This is a genomic window from Acinetobacter sp. R933-2, from assembly GCF_030325485.1.
Lineage (GTDB): Bacteria > Pseudomonadota > Gammaproteobacteria > Pseudomonadales > Moraxellaceae > Acinetobacter > Acinetobacter sichuanensis.
Genome location: NZ_JACAIJ010000002.1, coordinates 1 through 26809 on the forward strand (window position 1 = coordinate 1; position 26809 = coordinate 26809).

30 protein-coding genes and 1 tRNA gene are annotated in these 26809 nt (G+C 35.5%); 15 read left to right on the forward strand and 16 right to left on the reverse strand.

The window, feature by feature from the left end:
• The first annotated feature begins 23 nt into the window (after positions 1 to 23).
• On the forward strand, positions 24 to 374 hold the full coding sequence (locus HX005_RS02630; RefSeq protein WP_286376181.1) for a hypothetical protein: 351 nt from the start codon (positions 24 to 26) through the stop codon (positions 372 to 374).
• 118 nt (positions 375 to 492) lie between these two features.
• On the opposite strand, the gene HX005_RS02635 is transcribed toward HX005_RS02630, so the two are convergent.
• The 8 genes from HX005_RS02635 to HX005_RS02670 all read right to left on the reverse strand — a co-directional run bounded on the left by HX005_RS02635 (position 493) and on the right by HX005_RS02670 (position 5983).
• On the reverse strand, positions 493 to 876 hold the full coding sequence (locus tag HX005_RS02635; RefSeq protein ID WP_286376182.1) for a lysozyme inhibitor LprI family protein: 384 nt from the start codon (positions 874 to 876) through the stop codon (positions 493 to 495).
• Positions 876 to 1400 carry a hypothetical protein gene (locus tag HX005_RS02640; RefSeq protein WP_286376183.1) on the reverse strand — a complete coding sequence of 175 codons (525 nt, stop codon included), beginning with the start codon at positions 1398 to 1400 and terminating at the stop codon, positions 876 to 878. The genes HX005_RS02635 and HX005_RS02640 overlap by 1 nt, the downstream gene beginning before the upstream one ends.
• Before the next feature lie 104 nt (positions 1401 to 1504).
• Entirely contained in the window at positions 1505 to 1957 is a 453-nt protein-coding gene (locus HX005_RS02645) for a DUF6985 domain-containing protein (RefSeq protein WP_286376184.1), read from the reverse strand.
• Complete coding sequence (locus HX005_RS02650; protein WP_286376185.1) at positions 1935 to 2453, reverse strand: tetratricopeptide repeat protein; 519 nt, start codon at positions 2451 to 2453, stop codon at positions 1935 to 1937. Before HX005_RS02650 ends, HX005_RS02645 begins: the two co-directional genes overlap by 23 nt.
• Positions 2454 to 2575: 122 nt before the next feature.
• Positions 2576 to 3598, reverse strand: a complete 1023-nt coding sequence (locus HX005_RS02655) for an ABC transporter substrate-binding protein (RefSeq protein WP_286376186.1) — start codon at positions 3596 to 3598, stop codon at positions 2576 to 2578.
• Positions 3595 to 5403, reverse strand: a complete 1809-nt coding sequence (atzF, locus tag HX005_RS02660) for an allophanate hydrolase (RefSeq protein WP_286376187.1) — start codon at positions 5401 to 5403, stop codon at positions 3595 to 3597. The genes HX005_RS02655 and atzF overlap by 4 nt, the downstream gene beginning before the upstream one ends.
• Before the next feature lie 15 nt (positions 5404 to 5418).
• Positions 5419 to 5853 carry a CopG family ribbon-helix-helix protein gene (locus HX005_RS02665; RefSeq protein WP_286376188.1) on the reverse strand — a complete coding sequence of 145 codons (435 nt, stop codon included), beginning with the start codon at positions 5851 to 5853 and terminating at the stop codon, positions 5419 to 5421.
• Positions 5846 to 5983 (reverse strand): hypothetical protein, encoded by a 138-nt coding sequence (locus HX005_RS02670; RefSeq protein WP_286376189.1) that lies wholly within the window; start codon positions 5981 to 5983, stop codon positions 5846 to 5848. Before HX005_RS02670 ends, HX005_RS02665 begins: the two co-directional genes overlap by 8 nt.
• A 327-nt stretch (positions 5984 to 6310) precedes the next feature.
• Between HX005_RS02670 and HX005_RS02675 the strand changes: the two genes are divergently transcribed.
• On the forward strand, positions 6311 to 7042 hold the full coding sequence (locus HX005_RS02675; protein WP_286376190.1) for a sulfite exporter TauE/SafE family protein: 732 nt from the start codon (positions 6311 to 6313) through the stop codon (positions 7040 to 7042).
• A gap of 125 nt (positions 7043 to 7167) precedes the next feature.
• Positions 7168 to 7527: a hypothetical protein gene (locus tag HX005_RS02680; protein ID WP_107007837.1), complete on the forward strand. Its 360-nt coding sequence runs from the start codon at positions 7168 to 7170 to the stop codon at positions 7525 to 7527.
• A gap of 50 nt (positions 7528 to 7577) precedes the next feature.
• Here the strand turns inward: HX005_RS02680 and HX005_RS02685 are convergent, their stop codons facing one another.
• Positions 7578 to 8168, reverse strand: a complete 591-nt coding sequence (locus HX005_RS02685) for a 1-acyl-sn-glycerol-3-phosphate acyltransferase (protein ID WP_286376191.1) — start codon at positions 8166 to 8168, stop codon at positions 7578 to 7580.
• A gap of 402 nt (positions 8169 to 8570) precedes the next feature.
• Here HX005_RS02685 and HX005_RS02690 point away from each other — a divergent pair, with 402 nt between their 5' ends.
• Positions 8571 to 9053, forward strand: a complete 483-nt coding sequence (locus HX005_RS02690; protein WP_286376192.1) for a copper resistance protein NlpE — start codon at positions 8571 to 8573, stop codon at positions 9051 to 9053.
• 93 nt (positions 9054 to 9146) lie between these two features.
• Here HX005_RS02690 and HX005_RS02695 read toward each other — a convergent pair whose 3' ends face one another.
• Complete coding sequence (locus tag HX005_RS02695; protein WP_286376193.1) at positions 9147 to 10751, reverse strand: isocitrate lyase; 1605 nt, start codon at positions 10749 to 10751, stop codon at positions 9147 to 9149.
• 633 nt (positions 10752 to 11384) lie between these two features.
• On the opposite strand from HX005_RS02695, the gene HX005_RS02700 reads away from it, so the two are divergent.
• The gene (locus tag HX005_RS02700) at positions 11385 to 12374 is read left to right on the forward strand and encodes a LysR family transcriptional regulator (protein ID WP_107007841.1); all 990 of its coding nucleotides are present in this window, start codon (positions 11385 to 11387) and stop codon (positions 12372 to 12374) included.
• Between the two features lie 127 nt (positions 12375 to 12501).
• Entirely contained in the window at positions 12502 to 13824 is a 1323-nt protein-coding gene (gene paeA / locus HX005_RS02705) for a polyamine export protein PaeA (protein ID WP_286376194.1), read from the forward strand.
• Positions 13825 to 13886: 62 nt separating this feature from the next.
• Here paeA and HX005_RS02710 read toward each other — a convergent pair whose 3' ends face one another.
• Both HX005_RS02710 and HX005_RS02715 read right to left on the reverse strand, forming a co-directional pair.
• Entirely contained in the window at positions 13887 to 14390 is a 504-nt protein-coding gene (locus HX005_RS02710; protein WP_107007843.1) for a hypothetical protein, read from the reverse strand.
• 269 nt (positions 14391 to 14659) lie between these two features.
• Complete coding sequence (locus HX005_RS02715; protein WP_286376195.1) at positions 14660 to 15652, reverse strand: NAD(P)H-quinone oxidoreductase; 993 nt, start codon at positions 15650 to 15652, stop codon at positions 14660 to 14662.
• Positions 15653 to 15774: 122 nt separating this feature from the next.
• Here HX005_RS02715 and HX005_RS02720 point away from each other — a divergent pair, with 122 nt between their 5' ends.
• The gene (locus HX005_RS02720; protein WP_286376196.1) at positions 15775 to 16104 is read left to right on the forward strand and encodes a thioredoxin family protein; all 330 of its coding nucleotides are present in this window, start codon (positions 15775 to 15777) and stop codon (positions 16102 to 16104) included.
• A gap of 4 nt (positions 16105 to 16108) precedes the next feature.
• Here the strand turns inward: HX005_RS02720 and HX005_RS02725 are convergent, their stop codons facing one another.
• From HX005_RS02725 to glyA, 3 genes are all read right to left on the reverse strand, one after another.
• A complete protein-coding gene (locus HX005_RS02725; RefSeq protein WP_286376197.1) occupies positions 16109 to 16381 on the reverse strand; it encodes a hypothetical protein in 273 nt (90 codons plus the stop codon).
• A 154-nt stretch (positions 16382 to 16535) separates the two neighbouring features.
• A complete protein-coding gene (gene rnk / locus HX005_RS02730; protein ID WP_107007847.1) occupies positions 16536 to 16940 on the reverse strand; it encodes a nucleoside diphosphate kinase regulator in 405 nt (134 codons plus the stop codon).
• A 166-nt stretch (positions 16941 to 17106) separates the two neighbouring features.
• The gene (gene glyA, locus HX005_RS02735) at positions 17107 to 18360 is read right to left on the reverse strand and encodes a serine hydroxymethyltransferase (protein WP_107007848.1); all 1254 of its coding nucleotides are present in this window, start codon (positions 18358 to 18360) and stop codon (positions 17107 to 17109) included.
• A 701-nt stretch (positions 18361 to 19061) separates the two neighbouring features.
• On the opposite strand from glyA, the gene HX005_RS02740 reads away from it, so the two are divergent.
• Complete coding sequence (locus tag HX005_RS02740) at positions 19062 to 19763, forward strand: 3'-5' exonuclease (protein WP_107007849.1); 702 nt, start codon at positions 19062 to 19064, stop codon at positions 19761 to 19763.
• 258 nt (positions 19764 to 20021) lie between these two features.
• Positions 20022 to 20375 (forward strand): hypothetical protein, encoded by a 354-nt coding sequence (locus HX005_RS02745; protein WP_286376198.1) that lies wholly within the window; start codon positions 20022 to 20024, stop codon positions 20373 to 20375.
• Between the two features lie 465 nt (positions 20376 to 20840).
• On the opposite strand, the gene HX005_RS02750 is transcribed toward HX005_RS02745, so the two are convergent.
• Positions 20841 to 20916: transfer RNA gene (locus tag HX005_RS02750), tRNA-Arg, on the reverse strand.
• A gap of 187 nt (positions 20917 to 21103) precedes the next feature.
• On the opposite strand from HX005_RS02750, the gene HX005_RS02755 reads away from it, so the two are divergent.
• From HX005_RS02755 to rodA, 6 genes are all read left to right on the forward strand, one after another.
• A complete protein-coding gene (locus HX005_RS02755) occupies positions 21104 to 22039 on the forward strand; it encodes an ABC transporter ATP-binding protein (RefSeq protein ID WP_286376199.1) in 936 nt (311 codons plus the stop codon).
• Complete coding sequence (locus tag HX005_RS02760; protein WP_107009557.1) at positions 22036 to 22809, forward strand: ABC transporter permease; 774 nt, start codon at positions 22036 to 22038, stop codon at positions 22807 to 22809. The genes HX005_RS02755 and HX005_RS02760 overlap by 4 nt, the downstream gene beginning before the upstream one ends.
• Positions 22809 to 23633, forward strand: coding sequence for an NADPH-dependent 7-cyano-7-deazaguanine reductase QueF (gene queF / locus HX005_RS02765; protein ID WP_286376200.1), 825 nt, complete (start codon positions 22809 to 22811; stop codon positions 23631 to 23633). The genes HX005_RS02760 and queF overlap by 1 nt, the downstream gene beginning before the upstream one ends.
• A gap of 23 nt (positions 23634 to 23656) precedes the next feature.
• Positions 23657 to 24307, forward strand: coding sequence for a hypothetical protein (locus HX005_RS02770; protein ID WP_286376201.1), 651 nt, complete (start codon positions 23657 to 23659; stop codon positions 24305 to 24307).
• 220 nt (positions 24308 to 24527) lie between these two features.
• The gene (locus HX005_RS02775) at positions 24528 to 25376 is read left to right on the forward strand and encodes a metal-dependent hydrolase (RefSeq protein WP_286376202.1); all 849 of its coding nucleotides are present in this window, start codon (positions 24528 to 24530) and stop codon (positions 25374 to 25376) included.
• Positions 25377 to 25612: 236 nt separating this feature from the next.
• Positions 25613 to 26755 carry a rod shape-determining protein RodA gene (gene rodA / locus HX005_RS02780; protein WP_286376203.1) on the forward strand — a complete coding sequence of 381 codons (1143 nt, stop codon included), beginning with the start codon at positions 25613 to 25615 and terminating at the stop codon, positions 26753 to 26755.
• Positions 26756 to 26809 lie beyond the last annotated feature (54 nt).

A 26809-nucleotide genomic window follows, 5' to 3' on the forward strand; every position in this document is an offset into this window, starting at 1 on the left:
TATATTGATGTTTATAACATCATTTGAGGAGCAGAATATCACTTATAGGAGTTGTTCAAATTTACGGATCCATCTCTTACCCTAACCCAAAAGGCTATGGTGCAACAGCCTGTATCGTCATTCCATCCCTCATTGAACTAATTGAAAAAGATACCGCCAATTGGAAACAAATCGCTTATTGGATTCATAACCATCTACCTTATAGCCATATGCAATTTTTTAAACGTAAAGATACTTTATGTGCATTTAATTTATCTTGGCATGAACAACCTAGAAAAGAAATTTACAGCTTTATTAAAGGTGATCAAGGTAATTTAAAAGTTACACCTGAACCCAATGCAGACTATGAACAGTTTTATCCTGATCTCATTTAAAATGTATGATCGCTCCATTACAAACAGTATTATTCTCAACTAAAGACACAACTATTTTCAAAATTTATTTTGCTAAAAAAAGACCTGATCAATTCAGGTCTTTTACGCTTATTTCCGATCAAAGCGCAGCCAAATTTTCTAACTCAGTCGCCCGTTTTGCAGTTTCATTCATGACACAATTCGCACCCTTAACTTGAGCAATCGAGCCACCATTCGGGTCTACATAAAACTTACAATTGGCATCACGATATTTGATCCATAAACGCTGTGCTGTTTGCAGTTCTTGCTTACGAGTTTTACTTAGCTTTGACATTAAACCATTATAGGCTTTGTTTAAACGCGCATCCTGACGAGCAGTTTCAGCCGAAGTACACTGCACCATGCTAACGGTACTGCTTGCTTTATTCATACACGCTGTATACTGCTGACTGATTTTAGAATCTGCATAGCTTGCTTGTAAGCCAAGCATGAATAATGAAGTTGCTATGAGTAGTTTTTTCATCATTTATCTCTCACCACACCCAATTTATTCCAAATATCAGGTGTTAAGAACGTCACCACTAACTTATTCAAATCAATATATTTCAACACACCATTTAACTGCTGTTTAATTTCAGGGGTTTTTAAAATTTCCTCACCCGTAATACTCCCTAGCTCTTGAAAACTCTCCCCCACAGCTTGCAAACCTTCAGCCTTAATCACGGCTTGTGCTTGCGTAGAACATTGTTCCGTTAAAATGCGTTGTAGCGTCTGCGCCAAATTTTTATCTAGAGCTGTTTTTTGTTCATCTGTTACATGCGCAAAAGTTTTTAAATCGGGATGCTGTGCCAATGCGGTAAATGTCCATTGCAACACCGTGGTTTTATCGGCTGCGGTGGTCGATTTCACCAAACATTCACTTAGTTGATCTACTGCCTGCCCTGCAACTGCAAATTGAGTCGTTCCCAATAAAGTACAGACCAATAATGCAGGTTTTGCATAGTGTGAAATTGTTTGGTTTAAATGAGAAAAAACAAACTGTGACATAGATCAAATTCCAGTAAAATATGCTTTCTTTTTAGCATAATTTATTAAAATAGACCTGTTAGAACTATGTAACTAATGTGAATAATATGTTGAGTAGCAAAAACTTAAGTACCTGACAGCACTGCAACACATTGCCCATTTTTTATCTCAATAGCAGGACAAAACTCGCTTTCCCATAAAGACTGAAAAATCAAAAGAATCGCGATATGATGATCTTTTTCACCATAATAATGTTGATCTGTGATTTCAATTTGAATAAGTTTTAAAAATTTCCAAATATCCTCTGTCGCCTGCAAATTTTCATACATCAGTTCGATGTCTTCATGAAGTGTGAACATCGCATCGGTTGCTTGTTGTTTAATTTGATCTTGCATATCGAGTAACAATTGCATGGCATCAATCTGCTCTGGCAAGATTCCTGTCCGTTTTGCCCGAACAATGACTTCAGCTTTTTCAGAAAAACTAGATAAAGTAAGATCACCTAACCAATACCCACGATATTTCATTGTTCCAAATACAGGAAAAGTCTCTATATTATTTTGTCCGAATACGCTCATAAGACTCTTCAAACTCTTGTATAAATTGGGTTAAATCTGCTGTATCTGATTGTTTTACTTTTATATACCATTGATGCGCTAACTCGACATTTTGAGGTGTTCCCTCAGCATATAAATAACGTAATGCTAGCTGAATTTGTGCATCTGTATGTCCTTGTTCAGCAGCTTGTTGATAATAGTGAAATGCTTTTTCAAGATTTTGTTTTACGCCCATTCCTCTAAAATACATAATGGCAAGATTATATTGAGAACTGGCATCGCCTTGTTGTGCTGCACGTTCAGACCAATATGCTGCCTTTTTATAATTGGTTTCCTGATCATAATCACCAAATAGATAAGCACTGCCTAAATTTGCTTGAGCTTCAATTTCACCCTGTTTTGCAGCTTTAATTAATGTATTAATTTCAATATTATTCGCACTACTCCATGAACTGGTAAATAACAAAACCGCCATAAAGATCAATTTTTTCTTTTTCAGCAATGATCCATACATCATTTTTTAACTTTATCAACTCAGATGCTCAACAAATATATATATCATAAAAACTAAGTTTTATAAAAAAAGGAGCTTAGATTTAAACTCCTTTTTTACATCACATACTTTTTTAGATATTTGATTTATTTCAATTCTTCAATTAACTTGGGATAAATCAGACCATCAACTGCAACTTCGGTTTTATAAATACCATTTTCCACATTAAATTTATTCACATGGTAGGTCGAGCCATAAATTGAATCAAATCCATTATTTTTAATAAATACTTTTTTATTGGCAGATAAGTCCAGTAAATGTGTACCCTCAAGAAATTGTGCATATTGCGCAGGAGCAACACCGACTTTATTTGCCATAATTTGAATCGCATCATCACGGGTCGCAGGATCATTAATATATTTCACTGTTTTATCCCACACTTGAATCATTTTTTTCCATTCTTCTTGGTGTGTAGACAAATGACTCATATTGACTGTCAAAGTGTCATAAATCAGTCCTGCTTTATCTTTAGAACTATAAATGACTTTAGAACCCGCCACAGATTTTAATGCTTGATTGGCGACAGGTTGCCAAACAGCGATCGCAGCCACTTCTGGACTCGCAAAAACTTGAGGTAATTCATTGGTGACTGAATTAACCAATTTAACATCGTCTGTTTTAAATTGAGCATCTTTTAATGCAGTTGATAACAGTAAATGGTCGACCAAACCTTTTTCAACAGCAACCGATTTACCTTTTAAATCCTGCAATGTATTCACTCCTGCTTTCGCAATAATGACATCATTCCCTGCTGAATAGTCTGTTGCCATAACAACAACACCTTGCGTCCCACCAGAAGCGATCACCAAACTATCACCATTTGAAACAGAGACTGCATCAAGTTGATTGGCTGAAAATGCATTGATTGAGGCAGAATAATCAAACCATTTAAAATCAACATTCAGTCCTGCTTCTTTGAACCAGCCCTTTTCAATCGCTACTTGCCAAGCAACCCACCCCGGCCAATCACTATAACCAATCGTAATTGGATGGGTATCAACTTGATGGCTTGAATTGGTCTGCTTTTCTGGCGTTTTTGCAGTATTATCACACCCGCTTAATAACAATGTTGTCATGACTGAAATCACGATATGACTTTTTTTAATCATGAAACTTCCCCCATAGAATGATCTTGAGCACGATGCTGTGTTGTTTGTAAAGATTGAATATAGGCTCGCCATCCACCAAAATGACTAATATTGATTGCCTCTGTTAAAGCGTAATTCTCACAAATAAAACCTTTGACCCAAGTACCATCTTGTAATAACACATTACCGATACCTAACGGTGCTGGTACTTCTGCCACGATTTCACCAAATGTTGCGAGTGGAATATCCCAAACTTCTAATTCAATTTTTTGCCCATCTTGTTGGATATATTGCAAAGCTGGTTTAGGCGGATGGGTATTTTTTAAAGCAAATAACTGATAATGCGCTGCTGATAAGGTTTTTTTCCGTAGCGTTCCACCTCGTGTTGTTAGTTGGAAGTTGAGTGGCATCCCTGTTAAATGTGCGCCAACGACTGCCAACTGAACTGAATGCTGTGACTCGATCTGTTGTGTTTTTTGATATCGCTGCGTTGATGTACCCAAATAGACTTCTGTATTTTCTTGCCAAGTTTGTGCAAAGTGAGCTAAGGCTTGATCCATCCATGCTTGTGCAATGAATGTCACCCCACTAGGTAGACCATCAGCACGTATTACATTGGGTAATGCAATCGCTGATAAATCAGCAAAATTCACAAAGTTGGTATACGCTCCCATATGACTATTTTTAATAAATGGATCTGCTTCTACTTCTGAAATTTTATAAATAGTCGGTGCTGTCGGCACCATTAAGGCATCAAACTTTGCCAATACAAGATTAATTTTTCGTGCTAATTCCGCTCGTTGATACTCTGCTTTTAAAGCATCTACTGCGGTAAATTGATCTGCTTGCGCAATAATTTCAGCAATCACAGGATGAGTTTGCACACGATTGACCATTTTCTCTACAGCAATCATACGTTCTGCTACCCATGCATCGTTATATAATGCTTTTGCCAACAAATTAAAAATAGAAAAATCTATTGATTCAATCTGATAACCTAATTTTTCAGCACGTTTTATGGCACTTTGAAATGCCTTTTCAGCTTCAATATCACCATAAAATTCGAGTTGTTCTGGTATAGCTATTTTCCCTTTTGTAAATCGGGTTGCAACATTTTCAGGATGCTGCCGTGAATAAATATCTGTTTCATCATAAGCCTGCATAAGCTGTGCGACTTGCCATGCATCATCTACAGTTAATGCAAAAATAGAAATAACATCTAAAGTGCGACATGCTGGAATCAATCCTGTATTTGAAAACCAGCCTTTTGTTGGCTTTAAACCGACAATATTATTATGCCCCGCAGGCACTCGCCCCGAACCTGCTGTATCTGTGCCTAAACTAAACGGAACAACACCATTTGCCACGAGCACTGCTGAGCCAGAACTTGAACCACCACTGATATATTCAGGATTAAAGCTATTTTTCACAGCACCATAAGGTGAACGCACTCCAACGAGACCTGTCGCAAATTGATCCAAATTCGTTTTGCCCACAACAACCGCACCCGCTTGTTTTAATTGAGCAATCACCACAGCATCTGTAGTCGCTAAATACTGAGCAGATTGACATGCAGCAGTTGTATGAAAATCAGCAACATCAATATTATCTTTTACTGCAAATGGCACACCATACAAAGCTAAATCATTCATATCTTTATTTTTTAGAATTTCGATTTGTGCCTGTATCTGTTCATGAGATGCGATTTCAATCCAAGCATGATCATCATTTTTGAGGTGATCGACGTAACTGATCAAGTCATCAAGCTGAATCTGTTGTTGAGCGTATGCTGTTTTCCAATCTTGGATCGTCCATAAATTTTTCACACTATCACCCTTAGCTTAACTATTCTGTGGAATTGGCGGCATTACCGCATCCATTAATTCAAGATGCCCTTTGATCACGCCTTTTAATGCAATAAATTTCTGACTGATCTGCTGAAGTTCAATGCTTGCACCTTGCATTAACATCACTTGTAAAATTTTTTGTTGATCAAGCTGAATATGTAATGAACTCACCACCTGATCTAAAAATTGTTGCTGTAAATCAATAAGTTGATTCCTTAATGAATACTGAGCCACATCGTATAAAAGGGTTAATGTTCCCACCATGACTGCATTAGAGTTTTCTTGTTCAGCAATAAGATGTTTATGAATCATATCCACAATCGCTTGTGACCGACTTTCATAATGCTGATCAACAATTTTTTGATCGAGTGCAGTCAGTGTCGCTTCTGGCACAGTAATACTGATACGAGCTAACTTTGTTTTAAGCACTGTTTTGTTCTTCCTGTATCGAATTAGAAGAAAGATTCTGTTTGATATGCAAACCTGCACGTGCACTGAATAAGTCAATGAAAAATTTTTTAAATAGATGCAAATGCTTTTGTCTGACAGTTGTACTCATGCGCTGCTCCTTAGGTATTACCAATTTACGATTTAGTAATACCTAGAGAAATGCAGAAAGTGTGCCAATTTTTTAGACAATTTAAAGCGGAAAACTCAGTAAAGTATGCTTATTTTTTGGGCAAAAATATTTTTATGTTCTAAAATGCGTAATCAAAGTGCAAAAAAAGTCATCAACGGTTTATTTTAATTATGGGTTTAGATATGACTTATACAGCATAAAGTTTTTAACTTAGCGCTACAAAATACTTTAAAATAAATGCATTACCCTTTAATGATAATGATGTCTAGATATGTTTGTTTTTTTCCATCGTGACTTTTCCTTGATATGACTTGGCTGATCTTTGCTTTAGGTGCAATTGTTGCAGGTTTTGTACAAGGGCTAACAGGTTTTGCTTTTGCCTTAATCGCAATGTCTTTTTGGATCTGGGTTTTACCTCCACAAATTGCAGCACCTTTAGTCGTTTTTGCTTCACTTTGGAGTCATTTTATTTCTTTTGCCAAAGAACCCAAACAACATTTACCGTTTTCATTGGTTAAGCCTTATCTTATTGCAGGTATAGTAGGTGTACCTCTAGGCACAGCCTTATTACATTATATTCATCAAGATATTTTCAAAATCGTATTAGGTTTATTTCTTATCATTTGGTGCCCTATTATTTATTTTGCGCCGACTTTTCCATCTATTATTAAAATGGGAAAATTAGCAGACAGTCTCGTTGGTTTTATTGGTGGAATTTTAGGTGGATTAGGTGGTTTTTGTGGCGCCTTACCTTCAGCATGGGTCATGCTCAAACAATTATCTAAAGAACAACAACGTTATATTTTACGCCATTTTAATTTTGCGATTCAAATGTTTACAATTTTGATTTACATCTGGAAAGAAACAATAAATTTCAGCCACTTACCATATATCTTTGTATTAATTTTAACAGTAAGTATTCCTGCGATTTTAGGTGCTCAACTATTTTATAAAATCTCAGAAAAACAGTTTAAACATATTGTACTGAGTTTATTATTTTGTTCTGGCTTATTTTTAACCATTTCATCCTTATTTTAATCGCTGATTTACAATGATATAACACAATTAGAATACAATTATTTTTAATAATTTCAAAAATCCATCTATTTAATTCAATATATTAGGCATATAATTTTGATCCTCATTTTTATACCGTTTTTGTGATGAAACGCTCATTTTTATTAAGTTTATTTCTTCTGCTCACGGGTTGTGCACTTGGTACATCTAAAGAAATAAAATCAGCAGAAAAGTTACTTAGTCAATTTGAATGTAAAAATATTGAAAGCACACAATTAGCACATAGTCCAATCACATCTTATCATGAACGTGCTTTAGCATTAAGTCGTGAAAAAGCAAGTGCTTATATCGACAGTTACAAATCGGGTGATGTGTTATTTAAAATTCCCTTAGACCATGTTGTGCAGCAACAATATGATGTTTATAAATCTGCATGCGAAGCTTTAGGCGGCGTACAAAATAATGAAAGCTCGAGTATGATTGACCCTGAGTCTACCCCGCTTTAAAAGACATAAAAAAGACAGCATATTTACGCTGTCTTTTTATTTTCTAAGCTCTATTTTTTTTCAGAAAAATAGCGTGTATCGACACTAAATAATTCAGGAAATTTAGGATTAATTTGTGCATAAAATTCCATGATTTCTGCCATATCTCGCTCATAATCACCTGATGGATAAACAATTTTCCCAATACCTGTTTTTTTCTTTTCATAATCCATATAAGCCAAGGCTATCGGTACACCTGCATTTACAGCAACATGATAAAAACCCGTTTTCCATTTTTCTTGTTTTGCGCGAGTACCTTCTGGCGTTACCAACATCACCAGTTTTGGATGCGTTTTAAATAAATCTGTCATCAACTCAACCATACTTGGACGAGCCTCACCTTCTTTTTTAGGTCGACGATCAATCCCGATCCCACCCATTGCACGGACAAAAGGTCCAAAAGGCAATTTCATATAACTGTCTTTAATGGTCAGACGTACATTAACACCCAATGCTTTCAATGCTAAACGTGCATATAATGCATCCCAATTACTGGTATGCGGCGCTGCGATCATGACACATTGATCAATCGTTAAGTCCCAATGATTATCAATTTCCCACCCCATTGCCCCAAGACTTTGTTCTGCCAACTTCTCGAACATAAATACACCACAATTATAAATATAAAAATTTTGCGAATTGTAGCAACAGTTTATGTAGAAAAAACTAGCCCTAGCTCAAATTAAAAGCAGTTAAACTACAACTGTAAATTATTATTTTTAAAGATGATTATTTATGAAAGCTTATTAAAAAATATCCAAATATTTTATATTTACTTTTTCATATAGAGATAATTTAGTAATAAAAAATATCTTTTCATAGATTTGTAATAAATCATTAAAACTACGATAAATTAAATAAAAAAATCAAAATAGAGATATCTATCACATTAAAAATATTGCACTTTTTTACAGGAGTTCATCCTTTTCACAACATGTTTTATGGTTTTTTGATTTACGCTTAAATGATTCAAATCCAACTTAATACTCAATATCAGGTGTACAATGAAAAAAACTCTTCTTATCCTTAGTCTTTCAAGTTTTATATTAACTGCCTGTAATAAACCTAATGAAGATAGCACAAACCATACCAACAATGCGGCTTCTCAAGTAACCAATACTCAAGTTGTTTCCCCTGCTGATACAGCTCATAACGCACAAAATAGTCTTGATTGGGATGGGACATATAAAGGACTACTTCCTTGTGCAGATTGCGAAGGTATTGAGACAGAGCTAAAACTAAATGCTGACCATACTTTTGAATTAGAAGAAGAATACAAAGGCGGCAAAGGTGACGAGAAAAAATTTGAATCTAAAGGCAAATTCACTTTTGATTCGACAGGCTCAATCATTACTTTAGATAAAAATGCAGATGAACGAAAATTCTTTGTAGGAGAAAATTTTCTTGAGGCACGCAATCGTGAAACAGGTACAAAAATTGAAGGTCCTATCGCTGAACATTATAAATTAGCAAAAGAATTAAACTAATCCATCATAGTCGAATCATCACCACTTATTTACAATGATGAGATCACAATAAAAAACCCAGCTTTCGCTGGGTTTTTCGAATCAGATCGCGACTTAGTGAGCAGCGAATTGGTTCATTGTGTTTTTAGCATCGTCATGCGCTTTAAGAGCATTGTCACCAGAGAAGATTTCTTTGTGATCATCACCGATGTCCGAACCAGCCATTGCTTGGTGTTTAACACAAGCGATACCGCCACGAATTTCTTTACGTTGTACACCAGCAACATAAGCCAACATACCTTCAGAACCGAAGTAACCTTGAGCAAGCTCATGCGTAGAAAGAGCAGCTGTGTGGTAAGTCGGAAGTGTGATCAAGTGATGGAACACACCCGCTTCACGAGAAGCATCCGCTTGGAATGTACGTACTTTTTCATCAGCATCAGCAGCTAATTCAGTCGCATCGTACTCAGCGCTCATTAATTTAGCACGGTCGTAAGCAGAAACGTCTTTACCTTCAGCAACCCAACGGTCATACGCTTGTTGACGGAAGTTTAAAGTCCAGTTGAACGATGGAGAGTTGTTATAAACAAGTTTCGCATTTGGAACTGTTTCTTTAACACGGTTAACCATGTGAGCGATTTCTTCAACGTTTGGAGTCGCAGTTTCGATCCAAAGAAGATCCGCACCATTTTGAAGGCTAGATACACAGTCAAGTACAACACGGTCAATTTGAGTGTCAGCACGGAACTGATACAAACCAGAAGCTAAACGCTTAGGACGGTGTAACTTACCATCACGTTTGATCAAGATTTCGTCTTCTTGAGCTTCTTCGATGCTGATTTCAGTTGTGTCTAAGTAGCTGATATATTGAGAAGCGATGTCGCCTGGCTCTTTAACCACTGGGATTTTTTGAGTCAAGTCAGCGCCTTCAGAGTCAGTACGCGCAACGATGATACCGTCATCAAGACCCATTTCTAAGAATGCATAACGTAATGCATGGATTTTAGCGATGAAGTCTTCGTGTGGAACAGTTACTTTACCAGCTTGGTGACCACATTGTTTAGCGTCAGATACTTGGTTTTCGATTTGAAGTGCACAAGCACCAGCTTCGATCATTTTACGAGCAAGTAAGTAAGTCGCTTCTTCGTTACCGAAACCAGCATCGATGTCCGCAATAATTGGCACAACGTGAGTTTGGAAACCGTCGATTTGAGCAGTGATTTCAGCAGCTTTAGCAGTGTCGCCAGCTTCTTGTGCTTTTTTCAATGCACGGAATAAATCGTTTAATTCTTTTGCATCAGCTTGACGAAGGAAAGTATAGATTTCTTCGATTAACGCTGGAACTGAAGTTTTTTCGTGCATAGATTGGTCAGGAAGTGGACCAAATTCTGAACGAAGTGCAGCAACCATCCAACCAGAAAGGTAGATATAGCGACGTTCAGTTGTACCGAAATATTTTTTGTTCGCAATCATTTTTTGTTGTGCGATGAAACCGTGCCAGCAACCTAATGATTGAGTATATTTGCTAGAGTCAGCATCATACGCAGCCATATCACGACGCATAATTGCAGCAGTGTATTTTGCAATGTCTAAACCAGTTTTGAAACGGTTTTGCATTTGCATACGTGCAGCATCTTCTGGGCTAATATCGCGCCAAGTGCTTCCGAATTTTGCTTTTAATTCACGGATTGCATCAATCGCTGTTAAGTATGTAGACATGATATGTTCCTGTAATAATATTAGGATTTCATCCATCGAATCGCTAAATCTAGTACTATCTATTTGTTCAGATTTAGTACGCTTCGTTGTTATGGACTTAGCTTAGATTGACTCCTAAAATTAATCCAATATTTTGCGTTAATTCTCAGTATTTATTTAAAAAATATATAGATCAAAGTCGTATTATAATTATGTTTCAATTTATTAAGATATTGATTTTAAATAAATTAAATTAAAACTCATATTGACTTTTTTGCTTACAAATAATACAAGTTTAAAATTTACAGCTTATTAGACTTAAGTCGAGCCTTACTATTTTTTTGTCATATCATGCTCATTTAATTTTTCAACGCATATATTTTAGTCTAAATAAACAATGTAAATGCCTTTTTGTATGCTTAAAAAGAAAGCTAAAAATTTATAACTCTTTCTCAATGCGTTAAGTTCTATGATTTAAGGCAATTTGCAATATCAAACCTGTTCGCTAAAACAATTTGAAAATAGATGAAAACAAATTTTTAATTTTCTTGATGCGGCTTAGAATGATGTTTTTTTATCATGATTTAACACAAAACTATTTGCTTATGGCATAATTCAATGTGATTTCAAAAATTTATTTTCGGTATTTTTTATATGAATCTTGAGCGGGTTGACCTCAATCTATTAATTTACCTTGATGTACTTTTGCGTGAAAAGAACGTTACCCGTGCCGCAGAACAGCTTGGTGTTACCCAACCTGCTATGAGTAATATTTTACGACGTTTGCGTAATTTATTTAATGATCCGCTTTTGATTCGTTCTTCTGAAGGGATGACTCCCACAGAACGTGCTTTAGAATTACAACCGCGTATTCGAGATGCATTGTCAGATTTGTCAATGATTTTGGAACCACGCACAGAGTTTCGACCTTATACTTCAAATCGTGTTTTTCGTATCATGACTTCTGACTATGCTGAGGCAACCCTTGTTCCTCGCTTAGTCAAAGCCTTACGTTCTGAAGCACCCAATGTGGTTTTAGACTTTTTAACGCCAAGTGATGTGTCCTATCGTGATATGGAACAAGGTAAAGTTGATTTAGCCATCAATCGTTTTAATGAAATTCCACAAAGCTTTCACCAAGTTCTGGTTTGGCGTGATAGTTTTTCTTGCTTACTAAATGGTAAACACCCTGCTGCAAGTAACTTAAATTTAAAAAGTTATTTAGATGCACAACATATTTGGGTTTCTAAAACGGGTATGGGTGTTGGCTTCGGTGTAAATCCTGAGAAACAAGCAGGATTAGGTTGGATTGATCAAGCTTTAGAACGTATTGGTCAAAAACGTAAAATTTCTGTCTTTACCCGTCATTATCAAATGCCAGCACTTTTAGCTTCTAATGTTGACTTGGTGGCAACATTGCCAACACGTATTGCACGTTTACAAGCCAAAAGCCAAAATCTTTTAATTAAAGACCCACCTTTTTATATTCCTGAATTTGAGTTAAAAATGGCATGGTGTCCTTTACTCCATCATCATCCTGCTCATCGCTGGTTACGCCAACTGATTTTATATGTAGCACGACAAATGATAGAAGAAGAAAACCGTGAATTTTTAATTAACAATTCTCAATTTTCACACTATTAAAGCATAATATTTCTTAAATTCTTCGCTTATCAATATTATACTTTTCAAAGTGCTTAGGGTGGTTACTACTCCCTAAGCTGTTTTTGTGTTAAAAACATTCATAATAACGACGATCCACAGGTGATTCGTGAGCCTTCTTCAGAATATTATTATCATCATCTTGCTGATTGCAGGTGCAGGTTTTTTATCTTTAACAGAAATTGCCCTTGCTGGTGCACGTAAAGTTAAACTTAAAATCCTTGCAGAATCGGGTGATGAACGTGCGCAGAAAGTCCTAGACTTGCAAGAAAATTCTGCTGATTTCTTTGCTGCTTCCCAAATTGGACTGAACGCTGTTGCCATTTTAGGTGGTATTTTGGGTGAAGGGGCTTTTCGTCCTTATTTTCTTGATTTTGTTTCACGCTTTTATATAGGTCCTTGGGCAGAAACCATTAGTTTTGCATTATCATTTACATTAGTTACATCACTCTTTATTTTATTTGCAGACTTAATGCCAAAACGTATGGCAATGATTGCACCTGAAAAAATTGCTGTTTCTGTTATTAATCCGATTCAAATCTTTATTGTGGTATGTAAACCTTTGGCTTGGTTTATCAATGCCATTGCAAACCTGTTATTTCGCTTATTTAAGGTCAATACAACACGTGAAGATAATATTACTTTTGATGATATTTCTGCCGTGATGGATGCAGGTGCGCAAGCAGGTGTCTTACAAAAACAAGAACATCATTTTATTGAAAATGTATTTGAGCTTGAAGAACGTAATGTTCCCTCAAGTATGACGACTCGTGAAAATGTTGTATTTTTCACATTAAAAGAGTCAGAAGAAAGCATTCGCCAAAAACTCGCTGAATATCCGTACTCTAAGTTTTTGGTGTGTAATAATAATATTGATGATGTCATTGGTTATGTAGATGCCAAAGATATTTTAGTACGAATTTTAAATAATCAATCTCTTCTGCAACTCAATGAAAATACGATTCGTAATGTTTTAACGATTCCTGACACTTTAACCTTATCAGAACTACTTGATCGTTTTCGCTCAACCAAAGAAAAATTCGCTGTGGTTATTAATGAATATGCTTTGGTTGTTGGTGTGATTACTTTGTCAGATATTATGATTACGGTCATGGGCGACTGGGTTACCCCAATTGAAGCAGATCAACAAATTATCAAACGTGATAATAATTCATGGCTGATCGATGGTAGTACACCTATTGAAGATCTCAAGCATGCGCTTGCGCTAGATGAAATGCCTGATGATGAAAACTATGAAACGCTTGCAGGATTTATGATGTATAAATTACGAAAAATTCCTCGCCCTGCTGATACTGTGATTTTTGATGGTTATAAATTTGAAGTTGTGGACGTTGATCATTTTAAAATTGACCAATTACTTGTGACACGTTTACTTGAAAGAAATGAAACTGAGCCACCAACAGAAGAATAAAACGATCATTTTCAACTAAAAAGCACCAATATATGGTGCTTTTTATATGACTGTTTTTCTTATTATTTCTTTTCAATTAAACGATCAAGTACCGCTTGATAGTGAATCATAATATCTTCATCTAACAATTTAAACGCATTGTCAAATTGCACCATTGGCCAACCTTCTTTCCAAAAAGAAAAGATATTATGTAAATCATGAGTGACTGTTGCATCTTCACGTAAAATAGCTTGAGCGACTTGTGATAAAACTTGTGCAGTTTCTGCACCATCAATCTCTAAATATTCAATCCCTTTTGCTTTTAAAATACGAATACGGTCTTTTTTATAGCGAATTTTTTTTGCCTGAGCTTCATTTAAATGCAATGCCAAAGTGACAGCTTCAACAAATTTTTCTTCAAAACTATGATGTAAAGCGACCAAAGCTTGCTTATGTGCTTCTTGACGCCCTGCTTTTCCGCCATCACGAATGATTTTTTTTGCTTCGACATTTAATTCGTCAGATTTCATTGACTGTAAAATATCTAAAATTTCAATATCACTTAATGATGCAGAAGAATCTGTCATGGGAGTCCTAAATATAAAATAGAATGTTATATTTTCGCATAATTTTAAAATTAAATCAGAGATAAAATACCGAAATATAAAATACCTTTAGAAAAATAGAAAATTGACTCTTAAAAATGTCTTTAAAGCATTTTACTGTTCAAAATGAATCTTCATTCTAACTTCTAAAAAACCATCAAGTTTGCTCAATAAATCCGTGCAAGCCTAAATTCCTATCTGCATCTTAATGACGCCCTCTTCTTATAAAATAAAAAGAGGGTTTTCATCATTTAAATAACTTCTACCACAACCTTACCAATGTGTTCACCTGTATCCATCACCGCATGAGCATCTTGAATTTGGTCAAACTTAAAAGTCCGATAAATCATTGGCAAACATTCACCTTTTTCCCAAAGTGGAACAACTTGTTGCTCTAAACCTTGAGCAATCTCAGCTTTTTCTGCGCTATTTCTTGCTCGCATTGTTGAGCCTGTGATCGTCAAACGCTTCATCATAATTTGACCTAGTTTCACATCTTTGGCTTTTGCCCCACCTAAAAAGGCGATATACACTAAACGACCATCACGACGTAATAAATTTAAATTTTTATCTAAATAAGGTGCACCGACCATATCTAAAATAACATCTATACCCGCATTATCCATTTTATCTTGAATAACCTGTTCAAAATCTTGAGTTTTATAATTAATTGCATCAGTTAAACTTGCCAATGCCTGTACTTTTTCATCTGTGCCGACAGTTGCAAAAGTTTTTATTCCTAAAGACTGACATAGCATCAAAGCTGTTGTTCCAATACCACTTGCTCCACCATGAACAAGTACCGTTTCGCCTGCTTTGGCTCTTGCCATTTGAAAAACATTTGCCCAAACAGTAAAGAATGTTTCAGGAATCGCGGCTGCTTGTACAAAGCTTACACCTTGTGGAATATGCAAAGTTTGGCTATCAGGCACCACACAATACTGTGCATATCCTCCACCATTGGTTAAACCACATACACGATCACCCACTTTAAAGTTTGTCACATCAGCACCAACCTCAATGACCTCTCCCGCAACCTCTAAACCTGGTACAGGTGTCACTCCTTTTGGCATAGGATATAAACCTTGACGCTGTAAAATATCTGGTCGATTAATTCCAAATGCGTGTACTTTAACTAAAACTTCATTTGTACTTGCTGTTGGTATTGAAACAGTTTCGTATGCTAATTTTTCAATACCGCCGGGCTCAGTAATAATGATCTGTTGCATTGTTGCTTGTGACATTCACTTTCCTTATTCATGAATTTTCATATGATTTGTATTTGAACATAAAGTTTGCTGAGAATGAAGAACTGTGGACTTATGTATAATCAACTTTCTATTTCAAAATTTGATCGTCATCGCTTATGAATAATATGTTTGAATATAATGAAAATAACTATCACGAGTTTGAATGGTTTGATGGTCTGGCAGTTATTCGATTTTATGCAGAATGGTGTGCGCCATGTACACAAAATTTTCCAGTATTTGAGCAACTCGCTCAAAACTTTGCAAAATCGCATCCCGAAATTAAGTTCGGTATTATTAATATTGATCAATCCCCTATTTTAACCTTACGTTATAATGTCTATGGTTTACCTTCGACCCTAATTTTTCAACAAGGGCAAATTATACAACGTATAGCTGGCGTTAAAACTTTAATGGAATATAGCAAAATTCTGCAAGCGCACACCTAAGACTTTATTTTCTAGCTTTATAAGCTTGTATCATTTTAGTGGTGACATCTTCTGGATAACATAATGGTGCATATCCACCCGCTCGATGATAAGCACTCCGTTTACCACAACGACTTCCATTTGACGCTGTGTTATATGGGCAAGGACAATTACCAGAATAAGCCTCAATTGATTGTTGAATAATTTTCTGTTTAATCGCGTCTACACTTTCATTATTTTGTTTAGCATTCACAGAAAATGTTAAACATAACCCCATTAAAAATAATATTTTTTTCATAAACCCCTCTCTTTTAAATATTATATAGAGAAAGATTTATATGAAACATCACAAAAATAATCAAATGTTATTTTATTCATCAATTTATGATTTTTATCATTTTATTTTTAGATGATCTATTAAAAACAAAGCCATCAAATGATGGCTTTAAAACTTATAAGAAGTCACCTTCACGCTCAGGTTGATAAATCACTTTTTCAATTTTTACCTTCATCGTATGACCATCGGGCTGTGGCCATTCAATTTCTTGTCCCTCAGCTAAACCTAAAATCGCAGCACCAATTGGAGCAACAACATTGACTTGCCCTTTTTCACCACGAAAGTCATGTGGATAGACCAACGTAATTTCCGTTGCTTCTTTTGCAGGAGCAATGGTGATTAATACTTTTGCATTCATCGTTACAATGTTCGTTGGAATATCTTGTGGAGTAACAACTTCAGCACGAGCCAGTTCTTCTTCTAAATGTTCCATAGTTGGAGTCAATTTAGCCTGATTCTCTAACATCGTTTCTAAACGATGTAAGTCTTGTTCTGAAATAATAATATTAGGCTGAGCCATCTAGCTAATTTCCTTTAATTTAGATGCTATTTTAAAAGCAATAAAAACAAAAAATATTCAAAATCTCTTCATCAAGTTATATCAGAAAATTGAGCAATTGAATAATACTGGATTTTTTTAAAGCTATAAAAAAAGCCCCTTTGAGGGGCTTTTCTCAAGTCGAAACTTATTTTGCGTAAACTGGGAATTTAGCACATACCGCTTCAACTTTCGCTTTCACAGTATTGATAACAGCTTCATCACCTTTTGCATCAAGAATGTCTGCAATCCAACCCGCAAGATCACGTACTTCAGCTTCGCCAAAACCACGAGTCGTCACTGCTGGTGTACCAATACGGATACCAGAAGTCACAAATGGTGAACGTGGATCATTTGGTACAGAGTTTTTGTTCACAGTAATGTGAGCTGCACCTAACCAAGCATCAGCTTCTTTACCCGTAATATCTTGTTTAATCAAAGATAATAAGAATAAATGGTTTTCAGTACCACCAGATACAACATCATAACCACGTGCAATCAACACTTCAGCCATTGCTTTAGCATTAACTACAACTTGTTTTTGATATTCTTTATATTCTGGCAACATTGCTTCTTTAAAGCAGATTGCTTTAGCTGCAACAGCATGAACCAATGGACCACCTTGGTTACCAGGGAATACTGCTGATTGTAATTTTTTCTCGATTTCTTCATTTGCTTTCGCAAGGATTAAACCAGAACGTGGACCACGTAAAGTTTTATGTGTAGTCGTTGTTGTTACATCAGCAATTTGTACTGGGCTTGGGTAAACACCCGCAGCAACTAAACCAGCAACGTGAGCCATATCGACAAAAAGGTAAGCACCTACTTTATCTGCGATTTCACGGAAACGCTGCCAATCAACGATTTGGCTATAAGCAGAGAAACCAGCCACAATCATACGTGGTTTATGTTCTACAGCTAAACGCTCAACTTCTTCATAATCGATTTCACCAGTTTCTGGGTTTAAACCATATTGAATTGCATTATACGTTTTACCAGAGAAGCTTACTTTCGCACCATGTGTCAAGTGACCACCATGCGCTAAGCTCATACCTAATACTGTATCACCAGGATTAAGAAGCGCTAAGTAAACTGCTGAGTTCGCTTGAGAACCTGCATGTGGTTGAACGTTAGCATAGTCGGCGCCAAATAATTCTTTAGCACGATCAATTGCCAATTGTTCAATCACGTCTACATATTCACAACCGCCATAGTAGCGTTTGCCTGGGTAGCCTTCTGCATATTTGTTAGTGAGCTTTGAACCTTGAGCTTCCATAACTGCTGGTGAGCAATAGTTTTCAGAAGCGATTAGCTCAATATGAGCTTCTTGACGCACATCTTCGTTCGAGATAGCTTGAGCTAATTCTGGGTCAAATTCAGCAATAGAGATATTGGCAAACATTAGCGAGGTCCTATGAAATGTAGGGCTTTTAAGCCGTGCTAAGATTGGCGCATATTGTAGCATGAAGTTTTTAAATAAAGAGAATGAACTTTGCTCAGTTTGTCATAAAAATATCGTCAGATTGAAACAAATATCTTATATAAGGGTCAAATTAACTTATTGGATTCAAAGTAAACTGTTTTTAATGCTTAAAATAAATAAAACAAACGCTTTACTGTGTTTATTTTTTGATAAACAATTTGGTAGTGTTCTAAAATATTTGCTGATTTGTCCATTGAATAAATCAGTAAAATATATTTTGTACTACCCCCATTTATATTGCAAAATTCAAACTCATTTGCGTAGGTAATGCCTTACTTTTTAAGGATAAAAAGTAACAAAAATCCTTTGTTGGCTAAAGGGGATGTCCCTACCACCCTTACCCAACGGCGACATCCATGTCGCCTGCGATAGCATCACTCCGTTAAGTTTACTTTTATAGATTGAATGAGAATTTAATATCAAATGTCATCAGCATAATTTTAAAACACTACCAAAAAGAATACTTAGGCTATATTTCATGCTTACTTTGATATGGTGATGATCATTTTACTCAATCATTTAAAATAATAAATATCCATTAAATTGATCAATAATATTTGTAACAACGAAAAATCCAGTGCTAAAGTAGGGATATTCTCCTGATTCTTTTGGAATATGTCATGCAAGCTATTATTCTTGATACAGAAACACATACCTTAAATGGCTTGCCCATTGAAATTGCTTATGCACCGATCCAACTTGATCAAGGAAAATTAAGTTTAGATCGTGAACAAATTTTTGATCAACTTTATAGTATTGGTGAGGAAAAAATTTCTTATGCCTCTATGGCTGTTCATCATATTTTAGAATCTGACTTAGTAGGTCAACCCGATTTTTCTACATTTAAACTTCCTACAGATACGATCTATATGATTGGTCATAATATTGACTATGATATTCGTGCTATTCAGCAATGCGGTGTAGATACATCTCATATTAAAGCGATTTGTACACTTGCTCTTGCTCGCCTAGTTTGGCCTGATGCCGAAGCACATAATATTTCAGCATTGATTTATCAGATCAGTAAAGGTAGTGAAAAAGCACGTACCATGTTAAAAGGCGCTCATCGTGCAGATGCTGATATTATTTTAACTGCAAATATTTTAATGCATATTATTCATCATCTTAAAATTCAAAATATTGAAGAATTATTTGCAGCGTCTGAAGATGCACGTATTCCTCGTAGTATCAATTTTGGTAAACATCGCGGTACAGCAATTGCTGACTTACCACCTGATTATACGAAATGGTTACTCAAACAAGATGACCTTGACCCTTATTTACGTAAAGCACTGGAAAATAGTGCAATAATTACCCTTTAAAAACTTTATCTTAATGTAAATCAGAATGGCATGCTATATGTCATTTTGATAACTAAAATAGCCCCTAAATAATTGTATTTTTATGTTGATTTAGCGTTTTTAACGCTAAATCATTTTTTATTTAACTCAATAATTCAACAACTTAAAAAACAAAAACATTCAAAAATATATTTTCACTCATTATTTCAGCACTTTAGCTGCATCTACATTTTAATGCTGAACATGTATAACTTTTTTGATTCAAGGGGATAATACCATATGAACCAAATACATTTTTTACGTTTTTCAGCTTGTGATAATCCAATGCAACTGAATAAAATTGGCAATTGGGTCATTACTTTTCGTGATATTGCTGAATGTATGCCTATTCAACTTGCAATCACACATGTGATTCCTTCTCAAATTTCAGATCATTTACAATTACGCAGTCTATATCTGCAACAAATGCAAAATTCTTTAGATTGGCAAATGATTCAATTAGAATACACCGAAAATACCCAAGCAAAAATTATAAGCAGTGATTTTAATTCATCACTTACATTAAACTTCATCAAACAACTCATTCATGAATTTAAACGATATGATGTTGAATTATCTTATTTTTCAAAGTGATTTAAGTTCAGATAAACTTTGTTTTATATTGTTTTAAACATGAAAAAGCTCACATTTCTGTGAGCTCTTTAGGTTGGAAAGCTAGTGCTTATTTCTCATCTGAACATCTGTTGCAAATTCAATAAGCTGTCATTGATCTGTCCAACTATTTTGTAGCATCTTAACGATCTACTATGATTTAAATATAAATGAAGAAATCAAACAGAGCAATATTGCTTAACATTTCAGCACAAGTTCATAAAGAAATTCTCATTGTAATCATCATTTTTCAGCTATAAAATATGGTCTGTTTAAAATACGAGCTATAACTTATATTGACTATTTTTAGCTTATTTTAAATAAACACGATGAAATTTCATTTTATAAAAGATTAAAACGATGAAATATAAATATTCAAAAAAATAATATTTAATAGAAAAACAATAAGATATAAACTAAAACTGAAATAAAAATATGATAAAAATCTGGTGCGCCCAGCGAGACTCGAACTCACTCCACAGGCTTCGGAAACCCGTACTCTATCCTGTTAAGCTATGGGCGCTTAAAAGAAGTGCGCACATCATATCAAAAATTTAACTTAGGTAAAGCATATATCTTGCATTCGCACACTTTGCTGCTCAAGCTTTATCCAACGTTCTATATCAGCAACGCACTATTCCTAGCATTACACTTGGTTTATTTATCAAGTTCGCTCACAATATACGCTCCTACATTCACGTGAGAATTTCATGGCTGATGCATTGACGTTAAGAGATTTATCTAAAACTTATCGAAATGGCTTTCAAGCACTTAAAGGGATCAATTTAACTGTTCCTGAAGGTGAGTTTTATGCTCTTTTGGGTCCAAATGGTGCAGGAAAATCAACAACGATTGGGATCATCAGTTCACTTACACGTAAAACTTCAGGTCGTGTAGAAATTTTTGGGCATGATTTAGATACACATCCATCCAAAGCAAAACAGTGTTTAGGTATTGTTCCACAAGAATTTAACTTTGGGCATTTTGAGAAAACTTTTGATATTTTAGTCACGCAAGCAGGCTATTACGGTATTCCTAAAAAACTTGCTGAACAACGTGCAGAAGAATATTTAGAAAAATTAGGGCTTTGGGAAAAGCGTGATGTCCAAGCCCGTATGCTTTCAGGTGGTATGAAACGTCGCTTAATGATTGCTCGCGCTATGATGCATGAACCTAAATTATTAATTTTAGATGAGCCTACCGCAGGTGTAGATATTGAACTACGCCGTTCAATGTGGGATTTTCTGACTGAAATGAATGAGAAAGGCACAGCAATTATTCTAACCACGCATTACTTAGAAGAAGCTGAAATGTTGTGTCGTCAAATTGCGATTATTGATCGTGGCGTGATTAAAGAAGACACTTCCATGAAAGCTTTTCTCAGTCAACTCAATGAAGAATCTTTTATTTTTGATTTAGAACATCCAATTGAACCTTTTCATATTGAAATCTTTGGTTTGACATTTAACCTCATTGATCCAATGACCTTAGAAGTAACCATGGATAAAGCACATTCACTCAATGATTTATTTCAACTTTTAGAAGCACAAGGCATTCGTGTGCGCAGTATGCGTAACAAATCAAATCGCTTAGAAGAACTCTTTGTGAAAATGGTCGAAAAAAATCTAGAAGGAGATGCGCAATGAATTTTACCCAACTCAAAATTGCGCTTTTTACCCTTGTACATAAGGAAATTCGCCGTTTTATGCGGATTTGGCCTCAAACCTTATTACCCCCTGCGATCACAATGAGTTTGTACTTCGTGATTTTTGGAAATTTAGTTGGTTCACGTATTGGGCAAATGGGTGGTTTTAGTTATATGCAATTCATCGTGCCAGGTCTGGTCATGATGGCAGTGATTACAAATAGCTATGCTAACGTTTCTTCAAGTTTTTTTAGTGCAAAATTTCAAAAAAGTATTGAAGAACTCATTATGAGTCCTGTTCCACTGCATTTAGTACTTTGTGGTTATGTGATTGGTGGCGTATGCCGTGGCATCTTAGTCGGAACGATTGTGACATTAATGAGTCTGTTTTTCACTGACTTAGCGATTCATAATATTTTTGTGACAATCTATACCGTTATTATTACTTCTTTATTGTTTTCTTTGGGCGGCTTTATTAATGCTGTCTATGCAAAATCATTTGATGATATTTCAATCATTCCAACCTTTGTATTAACTCCACTTACTTATTTAGGTGGTGTATTTTACTCAATTAGTGCTTTAAGCCCTTTTTGGCAAAATCTCTCTTTAGTGAACCCGATTGTATATATGGTCAATGCTTTCCGTTATGGTATTTTAGGTCATAGCGATGTTAATGTTACCTTATCCTTAATTGTAGTGACATTATTTTGTGCTGTACTTTATGGAGTCGCTTACTATTTACTTTCTCGTGGTTCAGGAATGCGTGAATAATGACTGTTGAACAATCTCTTTTGGGTAAAGATACCGATTACCCAACCACCTATCAGCCTGATATTTTATTTCCAATTTCACGTACTCAAGCACGTGAAAATTACAAACATGTAGAAGGTATATATAAAGGAAAGGACTGGTGGCATATTTTTGAAATCTCTTGGTTAAATCTTCAAGGGATTCCTCAAGTTGCAATTGGTCGCATGACTTTACCTGCTTCATCTGAGTTTTTACTCGAATCCAAATCATTAAAGCTCTATTTTAATAGCATGAACTTTACTCAATTTGAGTCTAAAGAAGCATTTATTCAAAGAGCTGAAAAGGATTTATCACACGCTGCTCAAGCCGAAGTAACGCTGACTTTATTTCATGTTGATGATTTAGAAATTTCAAAACCTGAAGGGATTTGTATTGATGACCAACAACCTGACTGCTTAGTCAATCACCCTGATGCACGTCTTTTGGCTTTTGATGAAACAGTCAATGATGCTGAAAAAAATGTTGAAATTCAATTATATTCACATTTATTAAGAAGCAACTGCCCTGTGACAGGTCAACCTGACTGGGGCACGATTTTTATTCGATATCAAGGTAAAAAACCTTGTTATCGCAGCATTTTAGCTTATATTATCTCTTATCGTCAGCATAATGGCTTCCATGAGCAATGCGTGGAGCAAGTTTTTGCAGATCTTTGGCAAAATTTACAGCCAGAAAAGCTGATGGTCTATGCAACATATACGCGCCGTGGTGGTTTAGACATTAACCCTTGTCGTGTATCAGATGAATCATGGATGCCAAGTCCTATTCGATTGGCGAGACAATAAGATAAAACATTGAGGTTTTAACAATGCCCTTTTTTGGTTTTGTACCATCAGATGAGCTTTTCAAGAACATCCAGACTGGTATTGAGAAAAAAAATTCTAATGAACCACTGTACCCATTACGTGACCAAACAGCACTTTTAATTAATGATGAAATTATTGATGCTTTATTGGTTCAACTTGTGCAGCGTTTCCCAGCAAGTGAAAAACGCGATACAGCTGAAAAGTTAGCGGGTTATGTAAAATCAACTGTTGCTGTGCTACTGAAGCAACTCCTCAGCAAAGCAGACAATAATGTTGTGCGCCAATCTGTAGAGTTTTCTGAACGTAGTTTATTTAAAGATCCAACAGGTGAAAATCGTGTAGGAACAACTTTAGATGCAAATTTAGTTACAAGCCTTAAATATAATTTTGCTGAAATTAAAGCAGGAAATAAAATTGATAAAGAAGCTCTAGCTGAACTATATAAACAGTTTGCTGATGCTGCAATTCGTCATTTTATGATTGATTTTAATAAAACTTTAGATTTAGGCATGATTAAACGTAAAGCATCTGATATCGGTGCTGCTGCCGTGACTAAAGCGGTCCATATTGCGATCAATAAACTGATTCCAAATCTAAGTCGTGAAGAGCTTAAAGCTGTTGCTGAATATCACGATTCATTGTTCTTCTCTTAATCATTTGTTGTTGTCATATAAAATGCTCTTTTAAGAAGGGCATTTTTTATCTCTTATTTTATTGCGTCTAAATCTCAGCATTTAATATAAAGCTGTTTCATTCACCCAATTAAAGATATAAAAAAATTTAAAGCCAATGTTTCATCAATCCACTCTGGCACATTAATAAAAGCTGCACTCTTACTCACCTTTTCACAAAACAAAAAAGATAGGTAAAGCCATGTTGAAAAATCTTTCAAAAAATGCCAAGCAATATCAACGACATTTACAATCTACTATTTCAATACGTAAAACACGTTTTGATGCGCAATACACTGAACGCCACTACACTCATGCAACTTTAATTTCGCATTTTCTCACCGCCTTATCGATCATTTTCCCACAAGGTGAACGTTTTTTTGTAGAAACTGTACGCAATGTGAGAGATCAAATTGAAAATCCTCGACTGCAAGCTGATATTTCGGGTTTTATTGGTCAAGAAGCACATCATGCTCAAGCGCATGAACAGTTTAATCAAGCAGTACAATCACCACATTATAATTTGATGCACTACAATGCTGCTTTTGAAAAAGAAATGAAACGTTTGAGAACCCTAACTCAACGTCGGCAACTGGCTGCGACTGTGGCTTTGGAGCATTTTACTGCACTCATGGCAGGTTATATGTTGAAATATCCTGAGTTTATGTTTAAAGGTCTTTCACCAAACATGAAACAACTATGGCTCTGGCATGCTATTGAGGAAATTGAACATAAACATGTTGCATTTGAAGTCTATCAAACGATTTTTAACCATTTACCCCAACGACGTAGAAGTATGCGCACCATCACGATTGGTTTTATTAGCAGCACCACGTTTATGACCGCAGACTTACTCTGGCAAGATCGCAAAAATAGCTTATATTCACCACAACAGCTCTTTAAAAACATCAAAGCACTTTATGGATTAGGTTTAATGATGCTACGTTTAAGTCCTGAATATTTTGCTTTTTATCGTGCAGACTTCCATCCTGAACAATTAGATCAACAAGAATTACTTGAACAAGGACGACAACTTTTAAATCCAAGTTAATTGGTATTGAGTCAAATCATTTTCTCAAAGCTTAAGAAACAACTCAAAGTGATCTTATTCATGAAAAAATTCTCTTTGTCTAAAATGGAGTGACATCCTATTGCTATTTTTGAATTTTGAATTTTTAAACTTGGCTGTATTTTTAAACTTAATATGAATAAATAAGCCCATAGATTGCCTTCAAGTCTTATTGTGATAGCATTCACAAAAGCTATTTCCCCACACGCTCATTTGCCATGTCACCAAATTCACAATACAAATTTTTACGCCAATCACCTCGTGATGGCTTAAGTACACGCTCCAGTATTTCGCGTTGGCAACGCTTACATATCGACCCTTGGCTGAGCTTATTTTTAATTCTCAATGCAATACTCGGGCTTGTTGTTTTATATAGTGCTTCAGCACAAGATTTGGGTTTGGTTTCAAAACAAGCAATGAGTTTTGGAATTGGCTGTCTGATTATGTTTGGACTTGCACAAATCCCACCAAAAGTATATCAAGCCTTTGCGCCCTACTTTTATCTATTTGCTGTGCTGTGTTTGGTTGCTGTGGTTATTTTTGGTGAAATTCGAATGGGTGCTCAACGCTGGATCGCAATTCCTGGAGTTGGCAGTGTACAACCCAGTGAATTTATGAAAATTGCTATGCCACTTATGGTGGCTTGGTTTTTAACACGTCAACCACTCCCTCCTCGTTTTGGTCATGTTTTGCTCTCTCTGGTTTTAATTGGTGTTCCATTTTTACTGATTGCAGAACAACCTGATTTAGGTACATCCTTACTGATTTTAGCCAGTGGAATTTTTGTTTTATTTTTAAGTGGATTATCTTGGAAAATGATTACTGCCGCATTTGCAGCGGCTGCCGTTATACTTCCTGTTGCATGGCAATTTTTACTCCATGATTACCAACGTCAACGTGTCATGACTTTGCTGAATCCTGAAGCCGATGCTTTAGGTACAGGTTGGAATATTATTCAATCAAAAACAGCCATTGGCTCAGGTGGATTTACAGGTAAAGGCTTTCTTGAAGGCACACAATCTCATCTACATTTTTTACCAGAAGGTCATACAGACTTCATTATTGCTGCCTTTTCTGAAGAATTTGGTCTGATTGGTATCATTATTTTGATTTTAATTTATTTTGCAATTATCTTCAGAACCTTCCAAATCAGTTTGCAATGCTTTCATAATTTTGGACGATTGGTTGCAGGCGCCTTTGCTTTGTCATTTTTTGTGTATGTATTTGTAAATGCAGGCATGGTCAGTGGTATTTTACCTGTAGTCGGCGTGCCATTACCATTTATGAGTTATGGCGGTACTGCAATTATTACATTAATGGCAACTTTTGGTATTGTGATGTCCATTCATACGCATCGCTAATTTACCCCCATAGAAAATTAGGAAAATATACTTTATGTTAAATTTTAGGCTTTT

Excerpts from the sequence above, each read along its gene's own strand:
- HX005_RS02670 (WP_286376189.1), bottom strand. The coding sequence starts at position 5,983 with ATGAGTACAACTGTCAGACAAAAGCATTTGCATCTATTTAAAAAATTT.
- HX005_RS02710 (WP_107007843.1), bottom strand. The coding sequence starts at position 14,390 with ATGACAGATTCTTCTGCATCATTAAGTGATATTGAAATTTTAGATATT.
- HX005_RS02655 (WP_286376186.1), bottom strand. The coding sequence starts at position 3,598 with ATGATTAAAAAAAGTCATATCGTGATTTCAGTCATGACAACATTGTTA.
- HX005_RS02745 (WP_286376198.1), top strand. The coding sequence starts at position 20,022 with ATGAACCAAATACATTTTTTACGTTTTTCAGCTTGTGATAATCCAATG.
- HX005_RS02720 (WP_286376196.1), top strand. The coding sequence starts at position 15,775 with ATGAATAATATGTTTGAATATAATGAAAATAACTATCACGAGTTTGAA.
- glyA (WP_107007848.1), bottom strand. The coding sequence starts at position 18,360 with ATGTTTGCCAATATCTCTATTGCTGAATTTGACCCAGAATTAGCTCAA.
- HX005_RS02635 (WP_286376182.1), bottom strand. The coding sequence starts at position 876 with ATGAAAAAACTACTCATAGCAACTTCATTATTCATGCTTGGCTTACAA.
- HX005_RS02645 (WP_286376184.1), bottom strand. The coding sequence starts at position 1,957 with ATGAGCGTATTCGGACAAAATAATATAGAGACTTTTCCTGTATTTGGA.
- HX005_RS02640 (WP_286376183.1), bottom strand. The coding sequence starts at position 1,400 with ATGTCACAGTTTGTTTTTTCTCATTTAAACCAAACAATTTCACACTAT.
- HX005_RS02725 (WP_286376197.1), bottom strand. The coding sequence starts at position 16,381 with ATGAAAAAAATATTATTTTTAATGGGGTTATGTTTAACATTTTCTGTG.
- HX005_RS02675 (WP_286376190.1), top strand. The coding sequence starts at position 6,311 with ATGACTTGGCTGATCTTTGCTTTAGGTGCAATTGTTGCAGGTTTTGTA.
- HX005_RS02695 (WP_286376193.1), bottom strand. The coding sequence starts at position 10,751 with ATGTCTACATACTTAACAGCGATTGATGCAATCCGTGAATTAAAAGCA.
- HX005_RS02685 (WP_286376191.1), bottom strand. The coding sequence starts at position 8,168 with ATGTTCGAGAAGTTGGCAGAACAAAGTCTTGGGGCAATGGGGTGGGAA.
- HX005_RS02690 (WP_286376192.1), top strand. The coding sequence starts at position 8,571 with ATGAAAAAAACTCTTCTTATCCTTAGTCTTTCAAGTTTTATATTAACT.
- HX005_RS02740 (WP_107007849.1), top strand. The coding sequence starts at position 19,062 with ATGCAAGCTATTATTCTTGATACAGAAACACATACCTTAAATGGCTTG.
- HX005_RS02680 (WP_107007837.1), top strand. The coding sequence starts at position 7,168 with ATGAAACGCTCATTTTTATTAAGTTTATTTCTTCTGCTCACGGGTTGT.
- HX005_RS02715 (WP_286376195.1), bottom strand. The coding sequence starts at position 15,652 with ATGTCACAAGCAACAATGCAACAGATCATTATTACTGAGCCCGGCGGT.
- queF (WP_286376200.1), top strand. The coding sequence starts at position 22,809 with ATGACTGTTGAACAATCTCTTTTGGGTAAAGATACCGATTACCCAACC.
- HX005_RS02650 (WP_286376185.1), bottom strand. The coding sequence starts at position 2,453 with ATGATGTATGGATCATTGCTGAAAAAGAAAAAATTGATCTTTATGGCG.
- HX005_RS02700 (WP_107007841.1), top strand. The coding sequence starts at position 11,385 with ATGAATCTTGAGCGGGTTGACCTCAATCTATTAATTTACCTTGATGTA.
- rnk (WP_107007847.1), bottom strand. The coding sequence starts at position 16,940 with ATGGCTCAGCCTAATATTATTATTTCAGAACAAGACTTACATCGTTTA.
- HX005_RS02755 (WP_286376199.1), top strand. The coding sequence starts at position 21,104 with ATGGCTGATGCATTGACGTTAAGAGATTTATCTAAAACTTATCGAAAT.
- rodA (WP_286376203.1), top strand. The coding sequence starts at position 25,613 with ATGTCACCAAATTCACAATACAAATTTTTACGCCAATCACCTCGTGAT.
- HX005_RS02775 (WP_286376202.1), top strand. The coding sequence starts at position 24,528 with ATGTTGAAAAATCTTTCAAAAAATGCCAAGCAATATCAACGACATTTA.
- HX005_RS02760 (WP_107009557.1), top strand. The coding sequence starts at position 22,036 with ATGAATTTTACCCAACTCAAAATTGCGCTTTTTACCCTTGTACATAAG.
- HX005_RS02770 (WP_286376201.1), top strand. The coding sequence starts at position 23,657 with ATGCCCTTTTTTGGTTTTGTACCATCAGATGAGCTTTTCAAGAACATC.